This is a genomic window from Salinisphaera sp. T5B8, assembly GCF_040361255.1.
Lineage (GTDB): Bacteria > Pseudomonadota > Gammaproteobacteria > Nevskiales > Salinisphaeraceae > Salinisphaera.
On the sequence record NZ_APNG01000018.1, the window covers coordinates 50,894 to 71,844 of the forward strand.

Consider the following 20,951-nt stretch of genomic DNA (forward strand, 5'->3'; position numbering starts at 1 on the left):
GGACAGAGCTATGCGTCATCGCAAGAGCGGTACTAACCTGGGGCGCGAATCCTCCCATCGCGCGGCCATGATGAAGAACATGTCGGCGTCGCTGTTCAAGCACGAGCTGATCCGCACCACGCTGCCCAAGGCCAAGGAGCTGCGGCGCGTGGCGGAACCGCTGATCACGCTTGCCAAGACCGACAGCGTGGCCAACCGTCGCCTGGCGTTCGCGCGTCTGCGCGACAAGGAAGCGGTCGGCAAGCTGTTTGGTGAACTCGGCACCCGTTATGCGCAGCGCCCGGGTGGCTATCTGCGTATTCTCAAGTGCGGTTTCCGCCCTGGCGACAATGCGCCGATGGCGTATGTCGAACTCGTCGATCGTCCGATCGTCGAAGACGACGAGGACGAGACGCTGGAAGCCTCTGCCTGAGGCGGCCAACGCGTAATGCAAGAAAGCCGGCCTAAGCGCCGGCTTTTTTGTGGGTAGAATATGTGCGCTGCACCAATGCAGCGTTTGTCTTTTTGGGGGTAACGAATGATCTCGACTCGCGGTGTTCGCGTAGCCTGTGTGCTCGCGCTGGTATGGACTGCGCCGACGGTGCTGGCCGATACCGTCTATCTGCAGGATGGTAGTCAGCTCAATGGGCGCATCGTGTCGCTTTCGGCTGACGATGTGGTTATCGATACGCAGTTTGCCGATACGCTCACCATTGCCCGCGATCAGGTACAGGGTCTGGCGAGCGACGGCGCGCTGGCCGTACGGCTTGCCGATGGCCGCCAGACGCAGGCGCGGTTTGCCTACGGCGCCGACGCCGACGAGCAGCGCGTGCTTGTGCAGGACGAGGGCGCTGAGTCCGTATCCACATTGGCGGACGTGGCCGAGATCGCGCCGAAAGTGGTGGATGCCCAGCAGGAAGAAGACGACGGCTACGAGCTGCCCAATGCCGATAGTCTGCCGCCTGAAAATGGCGATTTCTGGTCCGGTAGCGTGGAGGTGGCGCTCAACGGCAAGTCCGGTAATACCGATACCAGTTCGCTGTTGACCAAGGTCGGCGCGTTGCGCGATACCGGCGATACGCGATTGTCGCTGGCAGCCTCTGCTGACCGTGAGGAAGAAGACGACCAAACCACGGCCGAGGAGTACCTCGGCAATGCGCGCTACGAAAGCGACCTAACGCCGCGGTTGTTCTGGTTCGCGCAACAGGAGCTGGAAAAGGACGAGTTCGAGGAGATCGACCTGCGCTCGCGCACGCTCGTTGGTCCGGGGTATTTCCTGGCCCGGCGCGATCGCCTGACCTTCAAGGTGCGCACCGGTGTGGGCTATCAGCATGAGAAATACACGACCGGCGGCGACAGCGGCGAAATGATCTTTTCTGCGGGCTGGGACTACGCCCAGCTGGTCGGCGACTGGCTCAAGCTGACCCACGACTTCACCATCTACCCGGAAATCACCAACAGCCCCAGCGATAACTTCATCTTCGAATCGGCACTGGGTGTCGAGGTGCCTATCGCCAACAGTGACGCGTGGCACCTGCGTGCCGGCCTCGATCACGAGTACAACAACAACCCGGAGCCGGGGGTCGAGGAACTCGATACCACCTACAACCTCGGCATAACCCGCAGTTTCTAGGGCGCGTCGGCCTCGACCTGAACAAGGTAGGGCGTCGCGCTGTCCAGGCGTAGCGCGCTGAGCTGGCCGCCCCAGGCCGCGCCGGTGTCGATGCCCCAGACGCGGTATTGCGGCCAGGCGACCTGTTCGAGGGCCGACCAGTGGCCGAACACGATACGTTCGTGCCCTGCCGCGCGGTTCGGCCAGGCGAACCAGGGCACGAGCGAGGACGGCGCGTCGGCCAGGGTTTTCTTGTAGTCCATGTCCAGCCCGCCATCGGGCGTGATGAAACGCTGGCGGGTCAGGGCGTTGGCGATATAGCGCAGGCGTTCGATGCCGCTGAGTTCCGGGGCCCAGTGGCTGGGTGTGTTGCCGTATAGCCCGGCGAGAAAGTCGCGATGATCGGGTCCGCGCAATGCCGCCTCCAGTTCCTGGGCACGGGCCTGGGCCTCGGCGACGGTCCAGCTCGGCGGGATGCCGGCATGCACCATGGTCCAGTCCAGCGCCGGATCGCGATGCAGCAGCGGGCGATGACGCAGCCAGGCGAGCAGGGCGTCGCCGTCGCACGCTTCGAGGACTTCGCGCAGTCCCGGCTTTGCTTTTTCAATGGCGTCGTTGCGCTGGGCAAGGGCGAGCAGGCTCAGATCGTGATTGCCCAGCACGGTAATCGCGCGCTCACCGAGTGCGCGCACGCGGCGCAGTACGCCCAGTGAATCGGGGCCGCGATTGACCAGGTCGCCCACGAACCAGAATGTCGGATCGTCGTATTCGGCGGACAGGCGATCAAGCAGGCGATCGAGCGCGTCGGCCGCGCCGTGAATGTCGCCGATACAGAATATTGCCACCGCTTGCTCCTCGTCCGAAGGCCTAGGCGCGTATTGTAGGCCGGTATGCGAAGCTGTCTAAATGCGCCGTGGGGCTGTGCGCTCGAATGCGTCGCGCACAGGCGAGCAGGGCCTGTTTCAGCTTGGATCACGATAGGCCGATAATCAGAGGATGCGCCCGGCTTGCCGGGCCTGCGATAGCGGGGCGAAGCCCGCGGGGTAAAACGATGAACAACGGTTTTTTTGCGCGCTATCAGCGCGGTGCCACCATGATCGAGTATGCCTTGATCGTTGCTGTGGTCAGCATCGCGATCGTCGTGGCGGCCAGTACCATTTTCGAAGACGGTATCCAGCAGGTCGGCACTCAGATCAGCAATGCGCTGTCCGGTGACAGCGGTACGGGCGCCGGCCCCTGACGGGTGGCCGCCGCCCCGGCGCGTTCAGGGTGGCGAGCGCTGATATGGGCGAACGAACAAAGCCTGCCGGGTTGAATGCCAGGCGCGCGTGCATCCCTGCGTTGCGCTGTCGCGGTGCGGCGATGATCGAATACGCCGCCATGTTGCCGTTGATGATCGTGATCACGGGCCTTGTGTTCAGCGCCGCGATTTATGCGGTAACCCAGTATGCGCTGGGCCAGGATGTGGCCCAGGCTGCGGGCCGGGCGGTCCAGGTGGCCGTGCGTACGCCGGGATCCCGGTATTGCCAGGCGGTCGAGGCGTTCGTGCGCGATGCGCTCGACGCGCAGGCGCCGTTCTATGCGTACTACGTACGCGATCTGCGCACCACGCAGGTATCGATTGGCTTGACCGATACCACGCCCGGCCAGCGCGTGTTGAGCGTGCGCCGCGAAGGCGATTTCGACCTGTTGAATAGTCGTGACCGGGGGCTGGCGCTGACGGTGGCCGGCCAGGCCAGTGTCGTGTTGCCGGGACCTGCGGCCGACAGCGCCTGTGGTGATACGCCATGAATGGCGACCAGCGCGGTGTGGCCGCCTTCGAGTTCGTGCTGTCGCTGCCGGTACTGATTCTGGGCCTGTTCGTGATGCTCTATTACGGCTATGCCTTCGTGCTTTATCGCATCGGTCTCGATGCTGCCTATATCGGGGCCCAGGCCGCGGCCACGCAGTCGCCGCTGGCGGGCACGCCGGGCAACGCCGCCCAGGCTGCAGCAACACGGGCGCTGGCCGGGTATGCTGAACAAAATACCAAGGGTGACGCACAGGACGAACGACGCTGCATGACTCCGGCGGCCACGGCGATTGCCGTGGGCGATGGCGAGTATCGCTACCGGGTCGCGATCGATTTTCAGGCCTGTCGCGTGCTCGACGCGCTGAGCGTGGAGTTGCCGTTTATCGGGCGTTTGCCGCCGGCACCGGGGCCGCTGTCCGTGACCGCCAATGTGCGCCTGTAAACATCGCGCCAGGCAAGGGGATAAAAAATCATGAGTTCATCGGCCTTGCGAACCTTCGCCGTCGCGCTGATTGCTCTGGCGTTGCTGTTCGCGGCGCTGGCCTATGTGATGAGCCGGCCAGCTCCGGATGCGCGTGATCAGACCGATGTCGTTGCCTCCGAACCCGAGCGGGTATTGGCCGTGGTCGCGGTGCGCACGCTTGATCCCTATCGCGCGATTACTGCCGAGGATGTCGCGCTCGTGCCTATTGCCGTGGAACCCGCGCAATACTATCGCGACACCGCCGACGTGATCGGGCGCACGCCGGTGCGGCGCGTGGCCACCGGTGTGCCGGTGACCGAGGAAGCCTTCGGCCGACACAGCGCGCTCGCCGAAGCCATCCCACCGGGCACGCAGGCAATTTCGGTCGACGTCACCGATGTCGTGGCAGTAGGCGGTTTCGTGCAGCCGGGCGATTTCGTCGACGTGCTGCTGTATCTGCGCGCCAGCGGCGCCGATGTCGAGCACAGCCAGGCGCGTGTACTCATGCGTGATATACGCGTACTCGCCTACGAGGACGAACTGATCAACAGCGACGCCGCTCCGCAACAGGCGACATCCGGCGGCACACGCGGCGAGCGCACGGTGGTACTCGCGGTTGAAAACAGCCAGACAGCCAAGCTCATGCTCGCCGCGAGCCTGGGCGAATTGCGGTTGGCCTTGCGAGCGGCCGCGGCCAGCACTGGCGATCGGCGCGGCGCGGCCGATACCGAAACAAACACGCCAACCCGTACCGCAAACCCGAACGTGATCACACTCGCGGAACTGGCGGCCCTGGGCGACTCGCCAGCACGCGCGCGCGGCGCGCAGTCGCCGCCCAGGCGCGCGCCGGCCGCGACCATCGAAGTCTACGAAGGCACGAAGGCAACGCGTATCCAGCGCCCGTAACCCATGCATACACAGTTGTTAACAAACGCAGATACACGCGCGCGTCGACCTGGCCGGCGCGCGCTTGGCATCGCTTGTCTATTGGCGCTGCTATTGGTCGTGTTCGGTCGTGCCCTGGCCGCGCCCAATACCGCGGCCCTGACGACAACCGCGACGATACAAGTCGGCATTGGCGAGCAGCAGGTGCTCGCAACACCCGGCGTGATCGAACGCATCGCCATCGGCGATCCGGAAACCGCCGCCGTGAACGTCATCGATACGCGTCAGGTCATGCTCACCGGCATGGCGCGCGGCGATACCAGCCTGCTGGTCTGGGTCGATGGCCGTAAAAGCCCACTGCGTTTTGCCGTTGCGGTCGACGACGGCGAACGCCCCGGGGTCTTGATCGACGAACAGCGCGCGGTGCTGCCGACTCAGGTTCAGGCCGATATACGCATTGCCGAAGTCAGCCGGCGTGCCCTGCGCCAGATCGGCTTCAACTTCCTGAGCAACGCGGCCGGGGAATCGGCGTTGGCAGTATCGCCGCCGGGCGCCTCGGCCGGCATCGACGGCGTCGGGGGCAATGTCGATCTGTTATCCAATACCGGCTTTCAGCCGATCGGCGATGCCTTCAATCTGGTCCTGACCGATAGCGCCAAGAATACCGCCGGGCTGTTGAGTATTCTCGAGCGCCAGGGGCTCATGCGGACCCTGGCCGAGCCGTCACTGGTCGCCATGAGCGGGCAGACCGCCTCTTTTCTTGCCGGCGGCGAATTCCCTATCCCGGTCACCCAGGGCGGCGGCAGTGGCGTGGGTAACAACGCCGTGACCATCGAATTCAAGGAGTTCGGCATTCGGCTGTCGCTCACGCCGACGGTATTGCAGCAGGACCGCATCGTGCTGAAGGTCGCCCCCGAGGTCAGCGAGCTGGATTTCTCGGCCGGGGTCACGCTGCAGGGCATTACCGTGCCCGGCATTCGCGTGCGCCGAACCGACACCACCGTCGAACTCGGCGATGGCGAGAGCTTCATTCTCAGCGGCCTGGTCGACCAGAACATGGCCGCCACGGTCGACAAGGTGCCGTGGCTGGGTGATCTGCCGGTGCTGGGGGCGTTCTTTCGCAGTACCCGCTACGAGCGCAGCAATCGGGAGCTGATCATGATCGTGACCCCGCATCTGGTGGCGCCGCTTCGGCGGGGTACCGACGTGCCGCTGCCCGGGCGCGAATACGAGGGCTACGATCCCGGCAACGGCGAGTTGTTTCTGCTCGAAAAAGGTGATTTCGAGCCACGCACCGGCGTGACTGGTTTTTCGCGCTGACAGGCAAGGACATGGCGCTACAGGCATTGTTATTCGCTGACGCCGCCGGCTGGCAGGCCTGGCTGGGCCGCTGTCTGGGCGACGATATCGCCGTGCTGCCCGCGGATGCGAACGACCCGCAGGCCTGTGTGGCCGAAGTCGACGACACGCCGGATATTGCCGTCGTGTTCGTCGCCTTTGGCGAGCGCGACAACAGCCGCGGGCTGGCGATGATCGAGCAGCTCGTACGTGCTCATGCGGCATTGCCTGTGATCGCGCTGGGCGCAAGCGACAATAACGCCGACGTGCTGGCTGCCATGCGCGCCGGTGCGCGCGATTTCTTCGTGGCCGGGCGCGATGAGGCGCGTGCCCGCAGTCTGCTCGATCGGGTGCTCGAAAACGGGCCGGCCACGCCGCGCCGCGCGCCCGCCGGCGGCCAGGTGGTCACGCTGTTCAGCGCGCCGCAGTCGCCGTTGATCGCGTTCACGGCGGGCCATATCGCCTTTGCGCTGGCCGCCGCCAAGACCCCCGCGCAACGGGTGCTGTTGTTCGATCTGTCGCTGCCCGGGGGCACCGCGCCGATCCTGTTCGACGCCAGCCACGACTACAACGCCCTCGATATCCTGCGCGATGTCGAACGCTGCGACGAAACCCTTGTCGACAGCGCATTTCAGCGCCTGGATAACGGTACCTACCTGCTGGCCCTGCCCGAAGGCTTCGATTGGGCACAGATGCCGCGTGCCGGCTTCGATCTGGCGCGCCTGCTCGAGATCTTTCGTTCGCTGTTCGATTATGTGGTGATCAGTGTCGATGCCGGCCTGGGCCCCGAGCGGCTGCAGACGCTGGTCGGCCACAGCGACCGTGCGCTGCTGGTGTCGGACCAGTCGGTGCTGCGCAGCCGCCAGAACAAGACACTGCTCGACGTGCTGCGCCAGCGTGACGCACGTATCGACGATATCGCGCTTGTGATCATCAACTACCGCGCCGAACTGGGGCTCGCGCCCGAGCGTCTGGCCGAACTGCTGGACCTGGAGCTCGCCGCGACCATCGGCGGCCGGCCGGCGCAACGCATCGCGGCCATGAATGCAGGCGAATCGATGTTCGCGCATGCGCCCAACGATGGCTTTGTACACGATATAACCCGTCTGACCGAACGGATTGTGGGGGCCGATGTGTCGCCGCCGCGCCGGCGCCGCGGTCTGGCCGCGTTGTTCACCCGCGCGGGTCGATAATGAGCGATAGCGACCCGGCATTCCGGCTCTCGGCGCGTTATCAGCAGCTCAAGGGCGCATTGCATCTGCACCTGATCGCACTGCTGGAAGATCGCGGTATCGATATCGGGCACTGGTCCGATGCCAAGGCCGCCGAGTTCATGCGCGCCCAGGCGCGGGCCTATGTCAACGAACACCGGATCGCGATCAACCAGCACGAAATTCATTGCCTGGCTGACGACACCCTCGACGAGTTGATCGGTTATGGGCCGATCCAGCCGCTCATCGACGATGACGAGGTCGACGATATCGTCATCAACGGCCCGGCCCAGGTGTATACCGAGCGTCACGGCCGGCTGGTTCGCGAGCCGATCCGGTTTGCCGACGACAGCCATATTCTGCGTGTGGCCCAGCGCATTCTCGCGCCGCTGGGTCGGCGCCTGGACGAATCCACCCCCATGGTCGATGCCCGCCTGGCCGATGGCAGTCGTGTGAATGCGGTCATTCCGCCGCTGGCGCTGGACGGGCCGTGCGTATCAATCCGCAAGTTCGGCCGGCATGTGCTCGGTGTCGACGAGTTGGTGGCCAGCGGTTCGATCTCGGCTGAGATCGTGGATTATCTGCGCGAACGGATCGCCGCGCGCGACAATATCCTCGTGGTCGGCGGCACCGGTTCGGGCAAGACCACGTTATTGAACATGATCAGCCAGTGGATCGACGACGGCGAGCGCATCATCACCATCGAGGACGCGGCCGAACTGCGCCTGGCGCATCCGCACGTCGTGCGTCTGGAAACGCGCCCGCCCAATCTGGAAGGCGAACGCGCGGTCAGCGCGCGCGATCTGCTGCGCAATGCCCTGCGCATGCGCCCGGATCGCATCATCCTCGGCGAAGTGCGTGGCGATGAAGTGCTCGACATGCTCCAGGCCATGAACACCGGCCATGACGGGTCCATGACCACGTTGCACGCCAATAGTTGTCGGGACGCTATCCATCGCCTGCAGTTGCTGGCCGGATTCGCCGGGTTTGCCGGCGATGAGCGTATGTTCGTCCAGCAGATCGCCTCGGCACTGGATCTGATCGTGCATGTCGCCCGTCTGCCCGATGGGCGCCGGCGTCTGCGATCGATCGAGCGCGTGGGCGAGCTCGTCGCCAATCAGCTCGCGCTGGATCGTGTTTTCGCCTTCGATGCCGATCACGATCGTTTTACCGGCCCGGCGTCGAACGCGTCATGAGCTGGCTGCTTGCCTGGCTGGCCTGTGTGGCGCTGCTCGGCGCGCTGGCCCTGTTGATCGCGGCGCGCCGGCGGGTGCGCGAACAGCGTCTCGAGCGTCGTTTCGGTCTGGCCGAGGCCGACGAAACCGAACAGGCCGTACTGGGTTATCAACGCCTGCAGCGCATACGCAACCGCCCGCTCAGAGTGCTGTGCAGCTGGTTGTGGTCGGCGGGTGTCGCGGCCACGCCTGCCCGCGTGGGGCAGTACGTGGCGCTGTGGCTGGTCGTGCTCGTGCTCGCGATTGTAGCGGCGGGTACCACCGGCCTGGCTCTGGCGTGCGCGCTGCCGGTCATCGCGGCGCTGCTGCTTGGCCAGCGCAAACGCGCCCGGCGGGCACGTATCAACCGTCAGCTGCCGGCGTTTCTGGGCCATCTGCTGCGCGCGCTGAGCGCTGGCAATACATTCGAGCAGGGCCTGTATGCGAGTGCGATACAAAGCAGCGAACCGCTGCGTGGCGTGTTTCTGAGCGTATCGCGCCAGATCCGTATGGGCGCGGCGGTCGACGAGGTGCTCACCGACGTTGCCCGTATCCACCAGCTGCGGGCGTTGCATGTGCTGGCCATGGGCGCAGGGGTGAACCGGCGCTACGGTGGCTCCATGCGGCGGGTGATCGCCAGCCTCGTGGATACGATCAGCCAGCAGGAGGCCGCGGCACGCGAACTCAAGGCATTGACCGGCGAAACACGCCTTTCCGCCTATGTGGTGGCCGCGATTCCGGTGGTGATCAGCCTGTTCTTCTATCTGCGCAATCCCGATTATTATACGGCCATGCTCGCCAGCCCCGGCGGGCGCGTGGCCATCATTGTGGCGTTGCTGCTGGAAGCGTTCGGGCTGATGTTCATCTGGCGTATGGTCAGTCGGCTGCAGGCGCCGGCCGCATGAGTTGGGCGGCGTTGTTTTTCGCGCTCGCGGTCGCCACGCTGGTGCTCGCACTCGGCGTCGGCTTGCTGTTCTGGCTCGAGCGCGCCCGCGAGGCTCGTCTGTACGCGCGCTATACCGGCGTGGCCGCCACCGCCGGCGAGCCTGCCGCGCGCCGCGATCATCCGTGGCTGTCGCGTATGGCCGCCGGTGGTGTACGTATCGAGCGGGCGCTCAATGCCGGCGAGCAAACGCGCACGCTGCTTGCCCAGGCCGGTTGGCGCCAGACCCGCGCGCGGCTGATGTTTCATGCGTTGTCCTTTGCCGTGCCGGTGGCTACCGCGCTTTTGATCACGCCGGTTCTGCTGACGCTGGCGACCGCGCTGACGCCGCCCATGCGCGTATTGCTGGCGGTGATGCTGGTAATCGTCGCATTGCTGTTGCCGCGCTTTGTATTGCGGTGGCGTGCACGGGCGCGTCGCGACCGGATCGAGGCCGATGTGTTGTTGTTCATCAATCTGCTGGTGCTGTTGTTCGAAGCAGGGCTGGGCATGCGCCAGGCGCTGGCCATACTCGCCCGCGATGCAAGGGACACGATGCCGGCACTGGCGGACGAACTCGCGCCGCTGGTGCGCCAGATCGAGGCCGGCGCCGACGCCGATCCATTGCTCCATGAAACCGGCAAGCTGCTTGAAATCGAGGCATTGGAGAACGTGTTCGCGGTGCTGCGTCAGGTCGAACGCTATGGCGGCGAAATCCGTCAGCCGTTGCTCGATAGCCTCAATGAACTGCAATCGCGTCGTTCCATGGCCTTGCGAGAACAGGTCAACAAGACATCCGCCCGTATGACGATCGTGCTCGTGCTGTGTTTTCTGCCGCCGCTGCTGATTTTTATTGCCGGGCCGGCATTGATGTCGATCTCGGCCGCACTGGGGTCATCCTGATGCGTGCGTGGACAATCGGTGGGCTGGCCGTTGGGACGGTGTGTATCGGCCTGGTCTTGAGCGGCTGTGCGCATGAGCGCGTGGCCGTGACGCCGATGGCCGATACCACCCTCGATGCCGCCCGCGGGCCGCAGGAGAATGCACGGCTGTATACCGATCTTATTCGCGAACTCATCGCCCAGGATCGCCTGTATGCCGCGCTGGCCCATCTGCAGGCACGCGAGCGCGAATTCGGGCCCAGCGATCAACTCCGTCTGCTTCGTGCCGATATCCTAAGACGTATGGACGACGACGATACCGCACGCGGGCTGTACGAGTCGTTGCTCGATAGCGACTATGCCGCCCAGGCGAACCATGGTCTCGGCCTCATTCTGATTGCAACGGATCGCGCGGCCGGCATGGCGCACCTGCAACGCGCGGTCGTACAGATGCCGACCAATGCGCGTATGCGTAGCGATTTCGGCTATGCCCTGTTGCGGGCGGGCGAGTATGAAAAAGCACGCCTGCAACTGGCCACGGCCTATCAGCTGGATGAAGCTAACGAACTGAATCGCAACAACTACATTCTGCTACTGTTGGTGACGGGGGCCGATCGGCAGGCCGGGCGTATCGCCGCGCGTGAACAGCTCGACGCCGATCTCATGCGCCGGTTGCGCGAACAGGCACGCAGTCTGGCCAATGCCGACGGCGTATCGCCCATGCGCTCGCGACCGCGCGGGGCGCCGGCGGTCGGGATTGGCGGCGGCGGCGGTTGAGACGATCGCGAACATCGACGGGGACGACATGAACATACGACGGGCGGGTTTGGCATGCGCGATCGGCTGGGCGGTGAGCTTTGGCGCCGGTGCCGTGGCGCTGGACGCGGTCGGCGAGCGCACCCGTGAGGCCCTGGCCCTGCAGCGCGACGGCCGCGCCGCCGCGCCCACCCGGCCCATGCCCGAGCCGGCTGCCAAACGCAGCTACGAGCGCTATCTGGAGAGCTTCAGCCATCCGATACCCGAGCAGTTTGATCGTAACGACGGTTTCGATGTACGCGATGGCCGCTAGCGCCGGTCCATCGAACCAAAGGCGTAGAAACGCGTGAAAATGTTCGCCGCAAACGACGACAATCCCGCCGGCACGTCGCGCTATGCGTTGTATGCGCTGGCCGCGCTGTGCCTGATCCTGATCGGCTATGCGGCCCTGCGCTCGGTCGAGCTGATCGGCACTGCCCGCAGCCAGGCGCTGGCCGATGCCGAGCGTGCGATCGCTGCAGCCACCGCCACGCACATCCGCCAGGATCGCGTGCCCGATGCGTTGATTGTGGCCGCCGAATCGCTGCTCGGCGAGCCGCAGCTGGGCCTGAACTATGTCACCGTGCGTAACGCACAGAATGTGACGCTGGTTTCGCGGGGGCGATTTTCGGGGCGTTTCGAATTTCTCGGTACCGGCACGGCGCGTAGTCTGCGCAGCTGGGATTATCGGCTGGAATCAGCCGAAGCGACCCAGGCCATCCGTGCCCAAGACGAGGGCGGTGTCATCGGCTTCGCCCAGTTCGGGGTCGATTGGTTCCACGTGTTCGCGAGCGCCGGCGTCGGCCTGATCATCTGGTTGACGGCGCTGCTCGCCGGGCTGGTCGGGTTCTTCGGCGCGCTGGTCGCCAGCACCTCGACGCGCGAGCAGTCGCCCGCGCCGAGCACAAGCGACACGCCCGGGCGCATACGCAAGCCCGCGCCCCAGGCGAGTACCGCCACCGATACCGCCCGCGCGCCGCTTTCGCGCCTGGCCCGGCGCCGGGGCCGCAAAGCCAGCGAAGACGAATTCGAGCCGATCGTATCCAGCGACAACCGGGCTGCCGGCAAACCGGCGCAACCGATTACCCAGGGCGAACCGGACCGGCCGCAGCGCGCCGAGCCGCCGCCGATACGCCAGCCGCAGCGACCCGCGCCAGCGAACGAAACGCCGGCCCCGGGCAACCCGTCCAGTCCGACCCGCGCGCCCGCCGCCGCTGCACAGGCCCAACCGAAGTCGGCTGAACCGAAGCAGCCTGAACCGAAGCAGCCTGAACCGAAGCAGCCTGAACCGAAGCAGGCCGAGCCGTCCGTACAGCCGCCGCCTTCGCAACCCGCTGTACAGAAGTCGGCGCCGAGCAGGCAGCGTACGCCAGGCAAAGACGCGCCCGCCCAGGCCAGCAAGCCAGCGCCACAACGACGTGCCGCGGTGGCCGCCCCGGTCGAAACCGAATTGCACGCGCCGCGCCTGGATGCCGAACCACGGCTCGGCGATGCGACGCTGGACCTGCGGTTTTATCCGATCTGGCGCGATGCCAAGCGCGAAGTGCTGGCCGGGGCCTGTGCGGCGCTTGCCTGGCGCACCCCGGAAACACGGCTCGTCGATGCGGATACGCTCACCCGTCTGGCCGAACAGAAGGGCGCGTTACGCGCGTTCACGCAATGGATCGCGCGGCGCTTTTCGTTGCTGCACAGCAACTGGCGCACCCTGGAAATCAATACCGTACCCATCGTGCTGCCGATTCCGAGTGCGATGCTCGCTTTTGCCGATGCCGAGGCGGTATGGCGCGATGCACTACGTCGTACCGACCGGGACCCCAACGACCTCATTCTGCGCCTGTTGAGTACGCGGATGCGCCGTGGTGTGCATAGCTCGCTGCCGGTGCGTCGCGCCCTGACCCTGGCCGGCTACGACAAGCCGGTGCCGGCCGACTGCGATATCGCCTGTGTCGATGCCGCCGATGTCGGACCGGACAGCGAACAATGGTTTGCCTGTATCGAGCAGTTGCAATGCCCGGTACTGCTCGGCCCGATCGACGATCCCGAGCCGTACACGCGCCTGATCAACCATAATCGTGTGCTCTGGTTCAGCGACGACGAACAGGCGTTGTATTCGCCACGGGCATTCGCGCGGTTGCTGACCCGCTGCAGCACGCAACCGATCTAGCCGACCTCCTGAAGCCAACGGTTTCAGCCGGCGGCGCCCGGCTTAGTCGTTGCTGCGCGCCGTGCTTGCCCGATTGGCCAGTTTGGCGAACTCATGCGGGGCCAGACGTTCGGGGCGCAGCATCGGGTCGATATCGCAGGCTTCGATTGCCTGGGCATCGAGAAAACGGCCCACGGCGTTGCGCAGTGTCTTGCGGCGCTGGCTGAAGGCCGCGGTTACCAGTTCATCGAACAGCCGGTCGTCGTGAATCTCGAAATCCGGCATGCGTGGAGTGATTCGTACCACCGACGACATCACCTTGGGCGGCGGGTTGAATGCCCCGGGGCCGACATCGAACAGGGCCTCGGCGCGCGCGCGGGCGGCCATCGATACCGTGAGCCGGCCATAGTCGCGGCTGCCGGGGGCGGCGGTCATCCGATCGACGACTTCCTTTTGCAACATGAAATGCATATCCACGATCGGCGCGGCACTAGCCAGCAGCGCGAACAGCAGCGGCGAGGAGATGTTGTAGGGCAGGTTGCCCACCAGGCGCAGCGGCGCGCCGCGACGTTCGGCCAGGGCCGCGTAGTCGATACGCAGCGCGTCGCCGGCGATTACGTCCAGGCGCGAATCGCGTGCGGCCCGGGCTTCGAGATCGGCAATCAGGTCGCGATCGATCTCGATCACGCTCAACCGTTGTACGTGCTCGAGCAAGGGCGTGGTCAGCGCACCCTGACCGGGGCCGATTTCGACCAGTGCATCCTCGGCCGCGGGGGCGAGCAGGCGCACGATCCGATCAATCACGCCGCGTTCGTGCAGAAAATGTTGTCCGAATCGTTTCCGGGCCATGGTCTTGTTCCAAACGCGGGCGCGCGGTTGCAGGAGTGAGTCAGCCCACCCGCAGGTGAGCCTTGAAAAACGCCGGATCGGGTCAGGCTGGGCGGTGTTCGATACCGATCATACGCAGCGCCGTATCGATGGCGGCCTGGGCGCTGCCGCAATCCACTTTATCGCTGCCGGCCAGCTCGAGCGCGGTGCCGTGGTCCACCGAGGTACGCACGATCGGCAGGCCGAGGCTGATATTGACCGTACGCCCGAAGCCCAGATGCTTGATCACCGGCAGGCCCTGGTCGTGATACATCGCCACGACCGCGTCGGCATCGGCTAGGCGGTGCGGGGTGAACAGCGTATCGGCCGGCAGCGGACCCACCAGATCGAGCCCGCGTGCGCGTTCGGCCGTGATGACCGGCGTGATCACGTCGATCTCTTCGCGACCGAGATAGCCGTCTTCGCCGGCATGCGGATTCAAACCGGCGACCAGCAATCGCGGTCGTTCAATGCCAAAGCGCTCGCGCAGCGCGCGCTCGGTCACGCGCAGCGTATGCGTCAGCGATTCGGCGGTAATCGCCGCCGGTACCGCGGCCAGCGGAATATGCACCGTCGCGAGGGCGACCCGCAGTGCGCCGTCGTCAGTGGCCAGCATCATCACGGGCTCATCGCTGGCACAGCGCGCGGCAAGATAACCGGTATGCCCGGAAAACACGATCCCGGCATCGTTGATCACGGCCTTGTGTACGGGCCCGGTGACCAGCGCGCCACATCGCGCACTTCGGCACAGATCGGTGGCGTGATCCAGGGTATCGAGCACGTAACGCGCATTGGCGCGATCGAGTACGCCGGCACGCGGTGCGTTCGTACAGCGAATCGGATCGATGGCCAGCGTGCCGGCAGCAAGCGGGCGCGCAGGTTTGTCGTAGTCGATGGGTTCGAGCGTCAGCGGCAGGCCCAGCGCCGCCGCGCGCGCGGTCAGCAGGTCGGGGTCGGCGACCGCGACCAGTTGTGCCGATTGGGGCCGCTGGGCGAGACGAACCGCCAGATCCGGGCCGATGCCGGCGGGTTCGCCCGGCGTAAAGGCCAGGCGGGCGGTCGCACTCAAGAGTGGCTAGCCACCGCCGGTGGCCTGGTAGCCGGGCATGCGCACATCGACATAAGCTTCGTCACGCAGCTTGCGCAGCCACAGCTCGCCTTCCTCGACCGATTTCTGTTCACCCAGCGTACGGCGTACGCGTTCGCGCGCGGCTTCGCGGGTCTGGTCGCGCTCGCGCCGGTCGGTGACCTTGAGAATCTCGTAGCCTTCGTTGGTCTGGAACACCGGGCTGACCTCGCCGGGCGCCAGTGCTTCGAGCTGGCGTCGGGTGACGGGGTCGAGACGTTGCTTGCGCGGTTGTACCCAGCCGAGATCGCCGCCCTGGTTGGCGGTGGCGCTGTCGTCGGAATATTCGCGCGCGAGTGCAGCGAAATCGTCGCCGGCTTCCAGGCGTTCGCGAATCTGGCGGGCCAGTTCGCGGGTGCGCTCGTCATCGCGGATTTCGTTGGGCTTGAGCAGGATATGGCGGGTCTGGAGCTCCTCGACCATCACCTTGGGTTGATCGGCCAGCGCGCCGTTGCCGCGGATGTCTTCGAGCTGGACCAGATGAAAGCCCTGGTCGTCGCGAAACACCTCGCTGGTTTCGCCGGGGGCGAGCGTCGGCACCACATCGCGCAGGGAACGGGTCAGATAATCGCCTTCCATCCAGCCCATGTCGCCGCCTTCGGCCGCGTTCTCGCCTTCGGAATAGTCCGCGGCCACCTCGGCAAAATCCACATCGCCGTCGACGATCTGCTGGCGTAGCGCTTCGAGCTTATCGCGGGCGGCTTCGATGGTCGCGGTATCCGCGCCCGGTACCACCGGCAACAGGATCTGGCGAACGCGATATTCGCGATCCTGGGCATTGCGCAGCGACTGGTTCTCGAGATAGCGATCGACATCTTCGTCGCTGACCGACACCTTCGACATCACTTCCTGACGGCGCAGTTTGCTGACCAGCAGCTCCTCGCGAATCTGGGTGCGCAACTGGTCCATGGTCATGCTGCTGTCGGCGGCGACCGCGCGCATGAACTGCTGCATGTCCATGTTGTTCTGCTGGGCGATACGGGCAATGCCGCCATCGATTTCCTGCTGGCTGACCTCGATCCCGCGCTCTTCGGCGCGCTGGATCTGCAGGCGCTGCATGATCAGCTGATCGAGCACCTGGGAACGCAGTATGTTCGGCGGCATCTGATCGGCGCGCTGGCCGGCACGAGCACGAATACGCGCGACCGCCTGGTCAAGCTCGCTTTCCAGGATTACCCCGTTGCCGACCACGGCCACGATCTTGTCCAGCGTCTGGGCGCTGGGTTGGGCGGGCGCAGCATCGGCGCGGTCCGACGAGCGGCTCATCAACGAATAGTCGTCGGGAAAACCCAGGCTCTGGGCCGCTGCCGGCAGGCAGACGAACGCCAGGGGCGTGATCGCGAGCGCGAGGCCCGTTGCGAGGAGGTATCTCATGGGAAGCGGATGGTATCAAAAGAGCTGTTCGAACTGCGGCCACGGTCCTGATCGTCGTAGACATCGTCATCGACGAAAGATTGCACCGTATCGCCGAACTGGCCGAGGCCGTTGAGCACGAACTGAAACATGATGGCGGTATCGCGACGGCCGTCGTTGTCTGCGACATAGCGCCGCCAGGCCACGCGGCCCGCCCAGCAGCAGGACGGACGATATTCGAAGCCGGCCAGGGTTTCCACGTTCTCGTTTTCTTCGAGCGAGTAGTTCCAGCGCCCGAGCACATCGAGATTTTCGGTCACCGGCGCGCGCAGCCCGACCGCGGTCTGCTCCAGGCTTTCGTAGGCGCCGGGCACGAGCGTGGTCCGGGTGGTGTCGTCGTCGATACGCGTGACTTCGCGCAGCGGGCGGTAGTCGTGATAGCGCCGATAACCCAGATCCAGCTGGTAGCCGGCATCGCTGCGATAGCTGGCCGTGGCCACAGCGCGGTTCACGCGGCTGTCGTCCGGGTCGTACTGGATGGTGGTGCGCGCACTGATGTGTTCGGTCGGGCGCAGTTCGAGGCCGGCGACATAGTCGGAGCCGCGATCGCCGTAGCCGACTTCGCCAGCGCCGGGCATGTTCACCCGCAGATCGCGAAAACCGGTGACACGGCCGAAATCCACCTTGGCGACGGTGCGTCCGCTCTCGGGTTCGATCACGCGCGAGGACACGCCCAGGGTGAGCTGGTTGGCATCGCCGATACGATCCGAACCGACGAAACGATTGTCGGCGAACAGGCGGTCGAAGTGCAGGTCGGCCACGCCGGAGTCGAAGATGGGAATATTCGACTGGTCTTCATAGCCGGTATACAGATACTGCGCGCGTGGCTCCAGGGTCTGTATCCAGCCGTCGTTGAAACTGCGCGCAAAGCGCAGCCCGCTGTCCAGCTTGAACTGGGGGATGTCGCGGGTGATCACGTCGTCGCCGCCGGTATCGGCCCGGGTGAAGTTGTCGGTCTCGTCGAAGCCGCGCAGGTCGTAGCGGGTCAGCCGATAGGAGGCTTCGCTGTTGGCATACCAGCCGCCTCGATCCACGCCCCAGAGCAGGCGCGGACGCGCATCGGCGCGAAAGGCGTCGATATCGTCGTCGCGACGGAAATTACTGAATTCGGCATCCAGGCCGGCCCGAAACGGCGCGGTTGGCGTGAGCATTTCCAGGCGGGCCTGGGGCATGCGTTTATACGGGTCGTTGCTGAAGGCACGGTCGAGATTGTCGTTGTCGTAATCGTCGAGCGTCTGAAAATCCTGGGCCAGCAGGGTAAAGCGGATGCCGGTATCCACCGCGGTCAGGCGTACTGCCTGTTCCAGCTGCGAGGTCGAGCTGCCGGCCAGGCCGTTGCTCAGGTCGTCGAAATAATCGTCGTCGCTGACCCGCGTGTAGTTGGCCTCGATACCCACATGCGGGCTGAGCTGGCCGATATGTTCGAAATGGAACAGGGCACGGTCATCGTCGTATTCGTTGTCGCTGGGCAGATATTCGCCATCGAATTCGCCGCGGTGGTGTTGCTGCAGATACCGGAACTGGCCGCCCAGCTGCAGGCCGCGCTTGGCCAGGATGCGCGGCACGAGGGTGGCATCGTAGTTGGGCGCGAGGTTGAAGTAATAAGGCACCGCCAGTTCGAAGCCGGAATCACTGGTACTGCCGAAGGTCGGCGGCAATACGCCGGTATGGCGCTTGTCGTCGATGGGGAAATTCAGATAAGGCGAATAGAACACCGGCACGCCGTAGAAGCGCATGACGGTATCGAAGGCCTCGCCGCGACCGGTGGTGCGATCCAGCTCGATACGGTCGGCCGAGAGCAGCCAGGCCTTGGTTTCGCCATCGCAGGTGCTGTAGTTGGCGTCGGTGAGTTCGAAGCGGCCCGCGCCGAGCGCGTTGACAGTGGCCGCCTCACCGCGCCCGCCGTTGGTGAGTACCGAATAGCGGGCCTGATTGAATTCACCGGTTTCGTCGTTGATGAGCACATCGCCGTTGTCGGCGGTCAAGAACAGCCCCGGGCGATAATATTGCAGCCCGTTGCGTGCCTGGGCGCGCCCGCTTTTGCGGTCGTAACGCACGAACGGGGCTTCCAGCGCCTGACCGTTGCGTTCCAGGCGCACATTGCCGGTCGCCTCGGCGACCTCGTTCTCCAGGCTGGCCTGATCGGCGACCAGGGTGGACTCCGCGCTCGGCTCGGGCAGGGCGATCGGCGGCGTGTCGACAGCACACCCCATCTCCGCGGCAATGCTAGGCTTGGCCGCCAGCGTGCCCGCACATACCAGCGATACGCTCATGACCAGCGGCGTGAGTGCAGGCAGGCGCAGGGCAAAACGGCCACGCATCAACGCGGCGTGGCCCGTACGGCACGCGGTATCGAAACGATCAGCACCCAAACGACCAGTACCGAAACGACAATAGTGAACAGCGATACGAATCACGGCGGGATATCTCACCCTTGGACACGACGACGCGCCGGCCGTTGGCCAGGCAGCGGCGCCGCAGAAAGCGGTTGTGTTCGCAAGCGAACCCCCAAGTTCGCCCGATTATGCGCACCCGGTGGAATACCCGCAATAAAACGACGCCACGCGCGGCCTGTCGCGAGTACGGCATGAGTGTGGCCAGCGATCCGCGGCGTGCCGCCCTTGAAGCCTGGGTAGCCGGACAACTGGGCGCCGATCCGAGCTGGGCGGTGGCCTCGGCGGATGCAAGCTTTCGGCGTTATTTTCGTGCGCAAGTCGAACAGTCGGGCAAGACGACGAGCTATATCGCCATGGATGCGCCGCCCGAGCGCGAAGACAATCCCGCGTTTGTGCGTATTGCCGAACTCATGGCCGCGGCCGGGTTGAACGTGCCGCGCGTGCTCGCGGCCGACTACGAGCGGGGTTTTCTGCTGCTCACCGATCTGGGCACGAAGACCTTTCTCGATGTGCTCGATGCCGACAATGCCGACGCACTGTTCGGCGCGGCCACCGGCGCACTCATCGACTGGCAACAGGCGAGCGCGCCGGGCGTGCTGGCCGACTACGATCGCGCCACGCTCGCTGTCGAACTGGAACTGTTTCGCGACTGGTATCTGGCCCGACATCTGCGCTATACGCCCACCGCCGGCGAGCATGCCGATATCGACCGGGCCTTTGCTTTTCTGCTCGATGAAATCTGTGCCCAGCCCAGGGTTTACGTGCATCGCGACTATATGCCGCGCAACCTCATGATCAGCCATCCGCTGCCCGGCGTGCTCGATTTTCAGGATGCCCGTTACGGGCCGGTGACCTACGATCTGGCCAGTCTGTTTCGCGATGCCTTCATCAGCTGGCCGGCCGGGCGCATCGACGGTTGGGTACGCCATTACTGGGACGCCGCGCGCGAGCGCGATATTCCGGTCGGCGACGATTTCGATGCCTTCAAGCGCGATCTCGCGCTCATGGGTGCGCAGCGTCATCTGAAGGTGCTGGGGATCTTTGCGCGTATTGCCCATCGGGATGGCAAGCCGCGCTATCTGGCCGATACGCCGCGCTTCGTGCGCTATCTCGAGCCGGTGGTGGCGGCCTACGAGCCGCTGGCCCCGCTGGCACCCCTGCTGGCGAAAACCGCCCCATGAGCGCGCCCATGAAAGCCATGATTCTGGCCGCCGGGCGCGGCGAGCGCCTGCGCCCGCTCACCGACGAAATGCCCAAGCCGTTGATCGAGGTCGGTGCCACTTCGCTGATCGGCCATCATCTCGAGGGCCTGGCCGAGGGCGGCTTCGAGGACGTCGTGATCAACGTCGCCTATCGCGGCGAACAGATCGTCGATGCACTCGGCGACGGCCGCGCCTGGGGACTGCGCCTGCACTACAGCCGCGAAACGCCCGGCGAGCTGGATACCGGTGGCGGCGTACGTCGTGCCCTGCCGCTGCTGGGCGAAGCCCCGTTTGCCCTGATCAGCGCCGACGTATTCACCGACTACGACTATGCCCGGCTGCACGAACGCCGCCATGCCGACGTGCACTGCGTGCTGGTCGATAATCCGCAACATCATGCCCAGGGCGACTTCGGCCTGGTCGAAGGCCGGTTGGTGGACGACGAGCCACGCCTGACCTATGCCGGAATCGGCGTGTTCGACCCGGCGCGTTTTGCCGCGATGGATACGAAACGCTTTGCGCTGTCCGCGGTCATACGCAAGGCACTGGCACAAGGCACGGCCAGTGGCGAACATCATCAAGGCGCCTGGATCGATGTCGGGCGGCCCAGCGCGCTCGATGCGGCCCGCCGTGCGGCCGTGGGTGGCCGAGGCCGAAACCGCTGTTAGAATCCCCGGCTTGTCGCGCCCGCCAGGCAGAGTCGATGGGGCAG

The 20,951-nt window shown here is 65.2% G+C and carries 21 protein-coding genes; 16 read left to right on the plus strand and 5 right to left on the minus strand.

Translation table 11 applies throughout. The features are described 5' to 3' along the window. Positions 1-10 precede the first annotated feature (10 nt). Positions 11-412 (plus strand): 50S ribosomal protein L17, encoded by a 402-nt coding sequence (gene rplQ, locus T5B8_RS15360; protein ID WP_353180138.1) that lies wholly within the window; start codon positions 11-13, stop codon positions 410-412. 105 nt (positions 413-517) lie between these two features. Further along, positions 518-1,612, plus strand: coding sequence for a DUF481 domain-containing protein (locus T5B8_RS15365; RefSeq protein WP_353180140.1), 1,095 nt, complete (start codon positions 518-520; stop codon positions 1,610-1,612). Here the strand turns inward: T5B8_RS15365 and T5B8_RS15370 are convergent. Beyond that, positions 1,609-2,436: a symmetrical bis(5'-nucleosyl)-tetraphosphatase gene (locus tag T5B8_RS15370; protein ID WP_353180142.1), complete on the minus strand. Its 828-nt coding sequence runs from the start codon at positions 2,434-2,436 to the stop codon at positions 1,609-1,611. The genes T5B8_RS15365 and T5B8_RS15370 overlap by 4 nt on opposite strands. A 206-nt stretch (positions 2,437-2,642) precedes the next feature. On the opposite strand from T5B8_RS15370, the gene T5B8_RS15375 reads away from it, so the two are divergent. The 12 genes from T5B8_RS15375 (at position 2,643) to T5B8_RS15430 (ending at position 13,256) form a co-directional block, all read left to right on the plus strand. Continuing rightward, complete coding sequence (locus tag T5B8_RS15375; RefSeq protein ID WP_353180144.1) at positions 2,643-2,831, plus strand: Flp family type IVb pilin; 189 nt, start codon at positions 2,643-2,645, stop codon at positions 2,829-2,831. 122 nt (positions 2,832-2,953) lie between these two features. After that, positions 2,954-3,382: a hypothetical protein gene (locus T5B8_RS15380; protein WP_353180145.1), complete on the plus strand. Its 429-nt coding sequence runs from the start codon at positions 2,954-2,956 to the stop codon at positions 3,380-3,382. Then, positions 3,379-3,825 (plus strand): TadE/TadG family type IV pilus assembly protein, encoded by a 447-nt coding sequence (locus T5B8_RS15385; protein ID WP_353180146.1) that lies wholly within the window; start codon positions 3,379-3,381, stop codon positions 3,823-3,825. Before T5B8_RS15380 ends, T5B8_RS15385 begins: the two co-directional genes overlap by 4 nt. A 30-nt stretch (positions 3,826-3,855) precedes the next feature. Then, positions 3,856-4,752: a Flp pilus assembly protein CpaB gene (gene cpaB, locus T5B8_RS15390; protein ID WP_353180148.1), complete on the plus strand. Its 897-nt coding sequence runs from the start codon at positions 3,856-3,858 to the stop codon at positions 4,750-4,752. Positions 4,753-4,833: 81 nt separating this feature from the next. Beyond that, on the plus strand, positions 4,834-6,051 hold the full coding sequence (locus T5B8_RS15395; protein WP_353180149.1) for a type II and III secretion system protein family protein: 1,218 nt from the start codon (positions 4,834-4,836) through the stop codon (positions 6,049-6,051). Positions 6,052-6,062: 11 nt separating this feature from the next. Beyond that, positions 6,063-7,262: a CpaE/TadZ family protein gene (locus T5B8_RS15400; protein WP_353180151.1), complete on the plus strand. Its 1,200-nt coding sequence runs from the start codon at positions 6,063-6,065 to the stop codon at positions 7,260-7,262. Then, complete coding sequence (locus T5B8_RS15405) at positions 7,262-8,476, plus strand: TadA family conjugal transfer-associated ATPase (protein WP_353180153.1); 1,215 nt, start codon at positions 7,262-7,264, stop codon at positions 8,474-8,476. Before T5B8_RS15400 ends, T5B8_RS15405 begins: the two co-directional genes overlap by 1 nt. Continuing rightward, positions 8,473-9,399 (plus strand): type II secretion system F family protein, encoded by a 927-nt coding sequence (locus tag T5B8_RS15410; RefSeq protein ID WP_353180155.1) that lies wholly within the window; start codon positions 8,473-8,475, stop codon positions 9,397-9,399. Before T5B8_RS15405 ends, T5B8_RS15410 begins: the two co-directional genes overlap by 4 nt. Next, a complete protein-coding gene (locus tag T5B8_RS15415) occupies positions 9,396-10,319 on the plus strand; it encodes a type II secretion system F family protein (RefSeq protein WP_353180157.1) in 924 nt (307 codons plus the stop codon). The genes T5B8_RS15410 and T5B8_RS15415 overlap by 4 nt, the downstream gene beginning before the upstream one ends. Beyond that, positions 10,319-11,074: a tetratricopeptide repeat protein gene (locus T5B8_RS15420; RefSeq protein ID WP_353180159.1), complete on the plus strand. Its 756-nt coding sequence runs from the start codon at positions 10,319-10,321 to the stop codon at positions 11,072-11,074. Before T5B8_RS15415 ends, T5B8_RS15420 begins: the two co-directional genes overlap by 1 nt. 28 nt (positions 11,075-11,102) lie before the next feature. Continuing rightward, positions 11,103-11,366 carry a DUF3613 domain-containing protein gene (locus T5B8_RS15425; protein WP_353180161.1) on the plus strand — a complete coding sequence of 88 codons (264 nt, stop codon included), beginning with the start codon at positions 11,103-11,105 and terminating at the stop codon, positions 11,364-11,366. A 39-nt stretch (positions 11,367-11,405) separates the two neighbouring features. Beyond that, positions 11,406-13,256, plus strand: coding sequence for a hypothetical protein (locus T5B8_RS15430; RefSeq protein WP_353180163.1), 1,851 nt, complete (start codon positions 11,406-11,408; stop codon positions 13,254-13,256). A 42-nt stretch (positions 13,257-13,298) separates the two neighbouring features. Here T5B8_RS15430 and rsmA read toward each other — a convergent pair whose 3' ends face one another. From rsmA to T5B8_RS15450, 4 genes are all read right to left on the minus strand, one after another. Continuing rightward, positions 13,299-14,084, minus strand: a complete 786-nt coding sequence (rsmA, locus tag T5B8_RS15435) for a 16S rRNA (adenine(1518)-N(6)/adenine(1519)-N(6))-dimethyltransferase RsmA (protein ID WP_353180164.1) — start codon at positions 14,082-14,084, stop codon at positions 13,299-13,301. Positions 14,085-14,166: 82 nt separating this feature from the next. Further along, the gene (pdxA, locus tag T5B8_RS15440) at positions 14,167-15,171 is read right to left on the minus strand and encodes a 4-hydroxythreonine-4-phosphate dehydrogenase PdxA (protein ID WP_353180165.1); all 1,005 of its coding nucleotides are present in this window, start codon (positions 15,169-15,171) and stop codon (positions 14,167-14,169) included. 6 nt (positions 15,172-15,177) lie between these two features. Next, positions 15,178-16,602, minus strand: a complete 1,425-nt coding sequence (locus tag T5B8_RS15445) for a peptidylprolyl isomerase (protein WP_353180167.1) — start codon at positions 16,600-16,602, stop codon at positions 15,178-15,180. Further along, positions 16,599-18,962 (minus strand): LPS-assembly protein LptD, encoded by a 2,364-nt coding sequence (locus T5B8_RS15450; RefSeq protein WP_353180168.1) that lies wholly within the window; start codon positions 18,960-18,962, stop codon positions 16,599-16,601. Before T5B8_RS15450 ends, T5B8_RS15445 begins: the two co-directional genes overlap by 4 nt. A 266-nt stretch (positions 18,963-19,228) precedes the next feature. On the opposite strand from T5B8_RS15450, the gene T5B8_RS15455 reads away from it, so the two are divergent. Together T5B8_RS15455 and murU are read left to right on the plus strand one after the other, a co-directional pair. Next, positions 19,229-20,218: an aminoglycoside phosphotransferase family protein gene (locus tag T5B8_RS15455; protein ID WP_353180169.1), complete on the plus strand. Its 990-nt coding sequence runs from the start codon at positions 19,229-19,231 to the stop codon at positions 20,216-20,218. Between the two features lie 8 nt (positions 20,219-20,226). Next, entirely contained in the window at positions 20,227-20,907 is a 681-nt protein-coding gene (gene murU, locus T5B8_RS15460; protein WP_353180171.1) for an N-acetylmuramate alpha-1-phosphate uridylyltransferase MurU, read from the plus strand. Positions 20,908-20,951 lie beyond the last annotated feature (44 nt).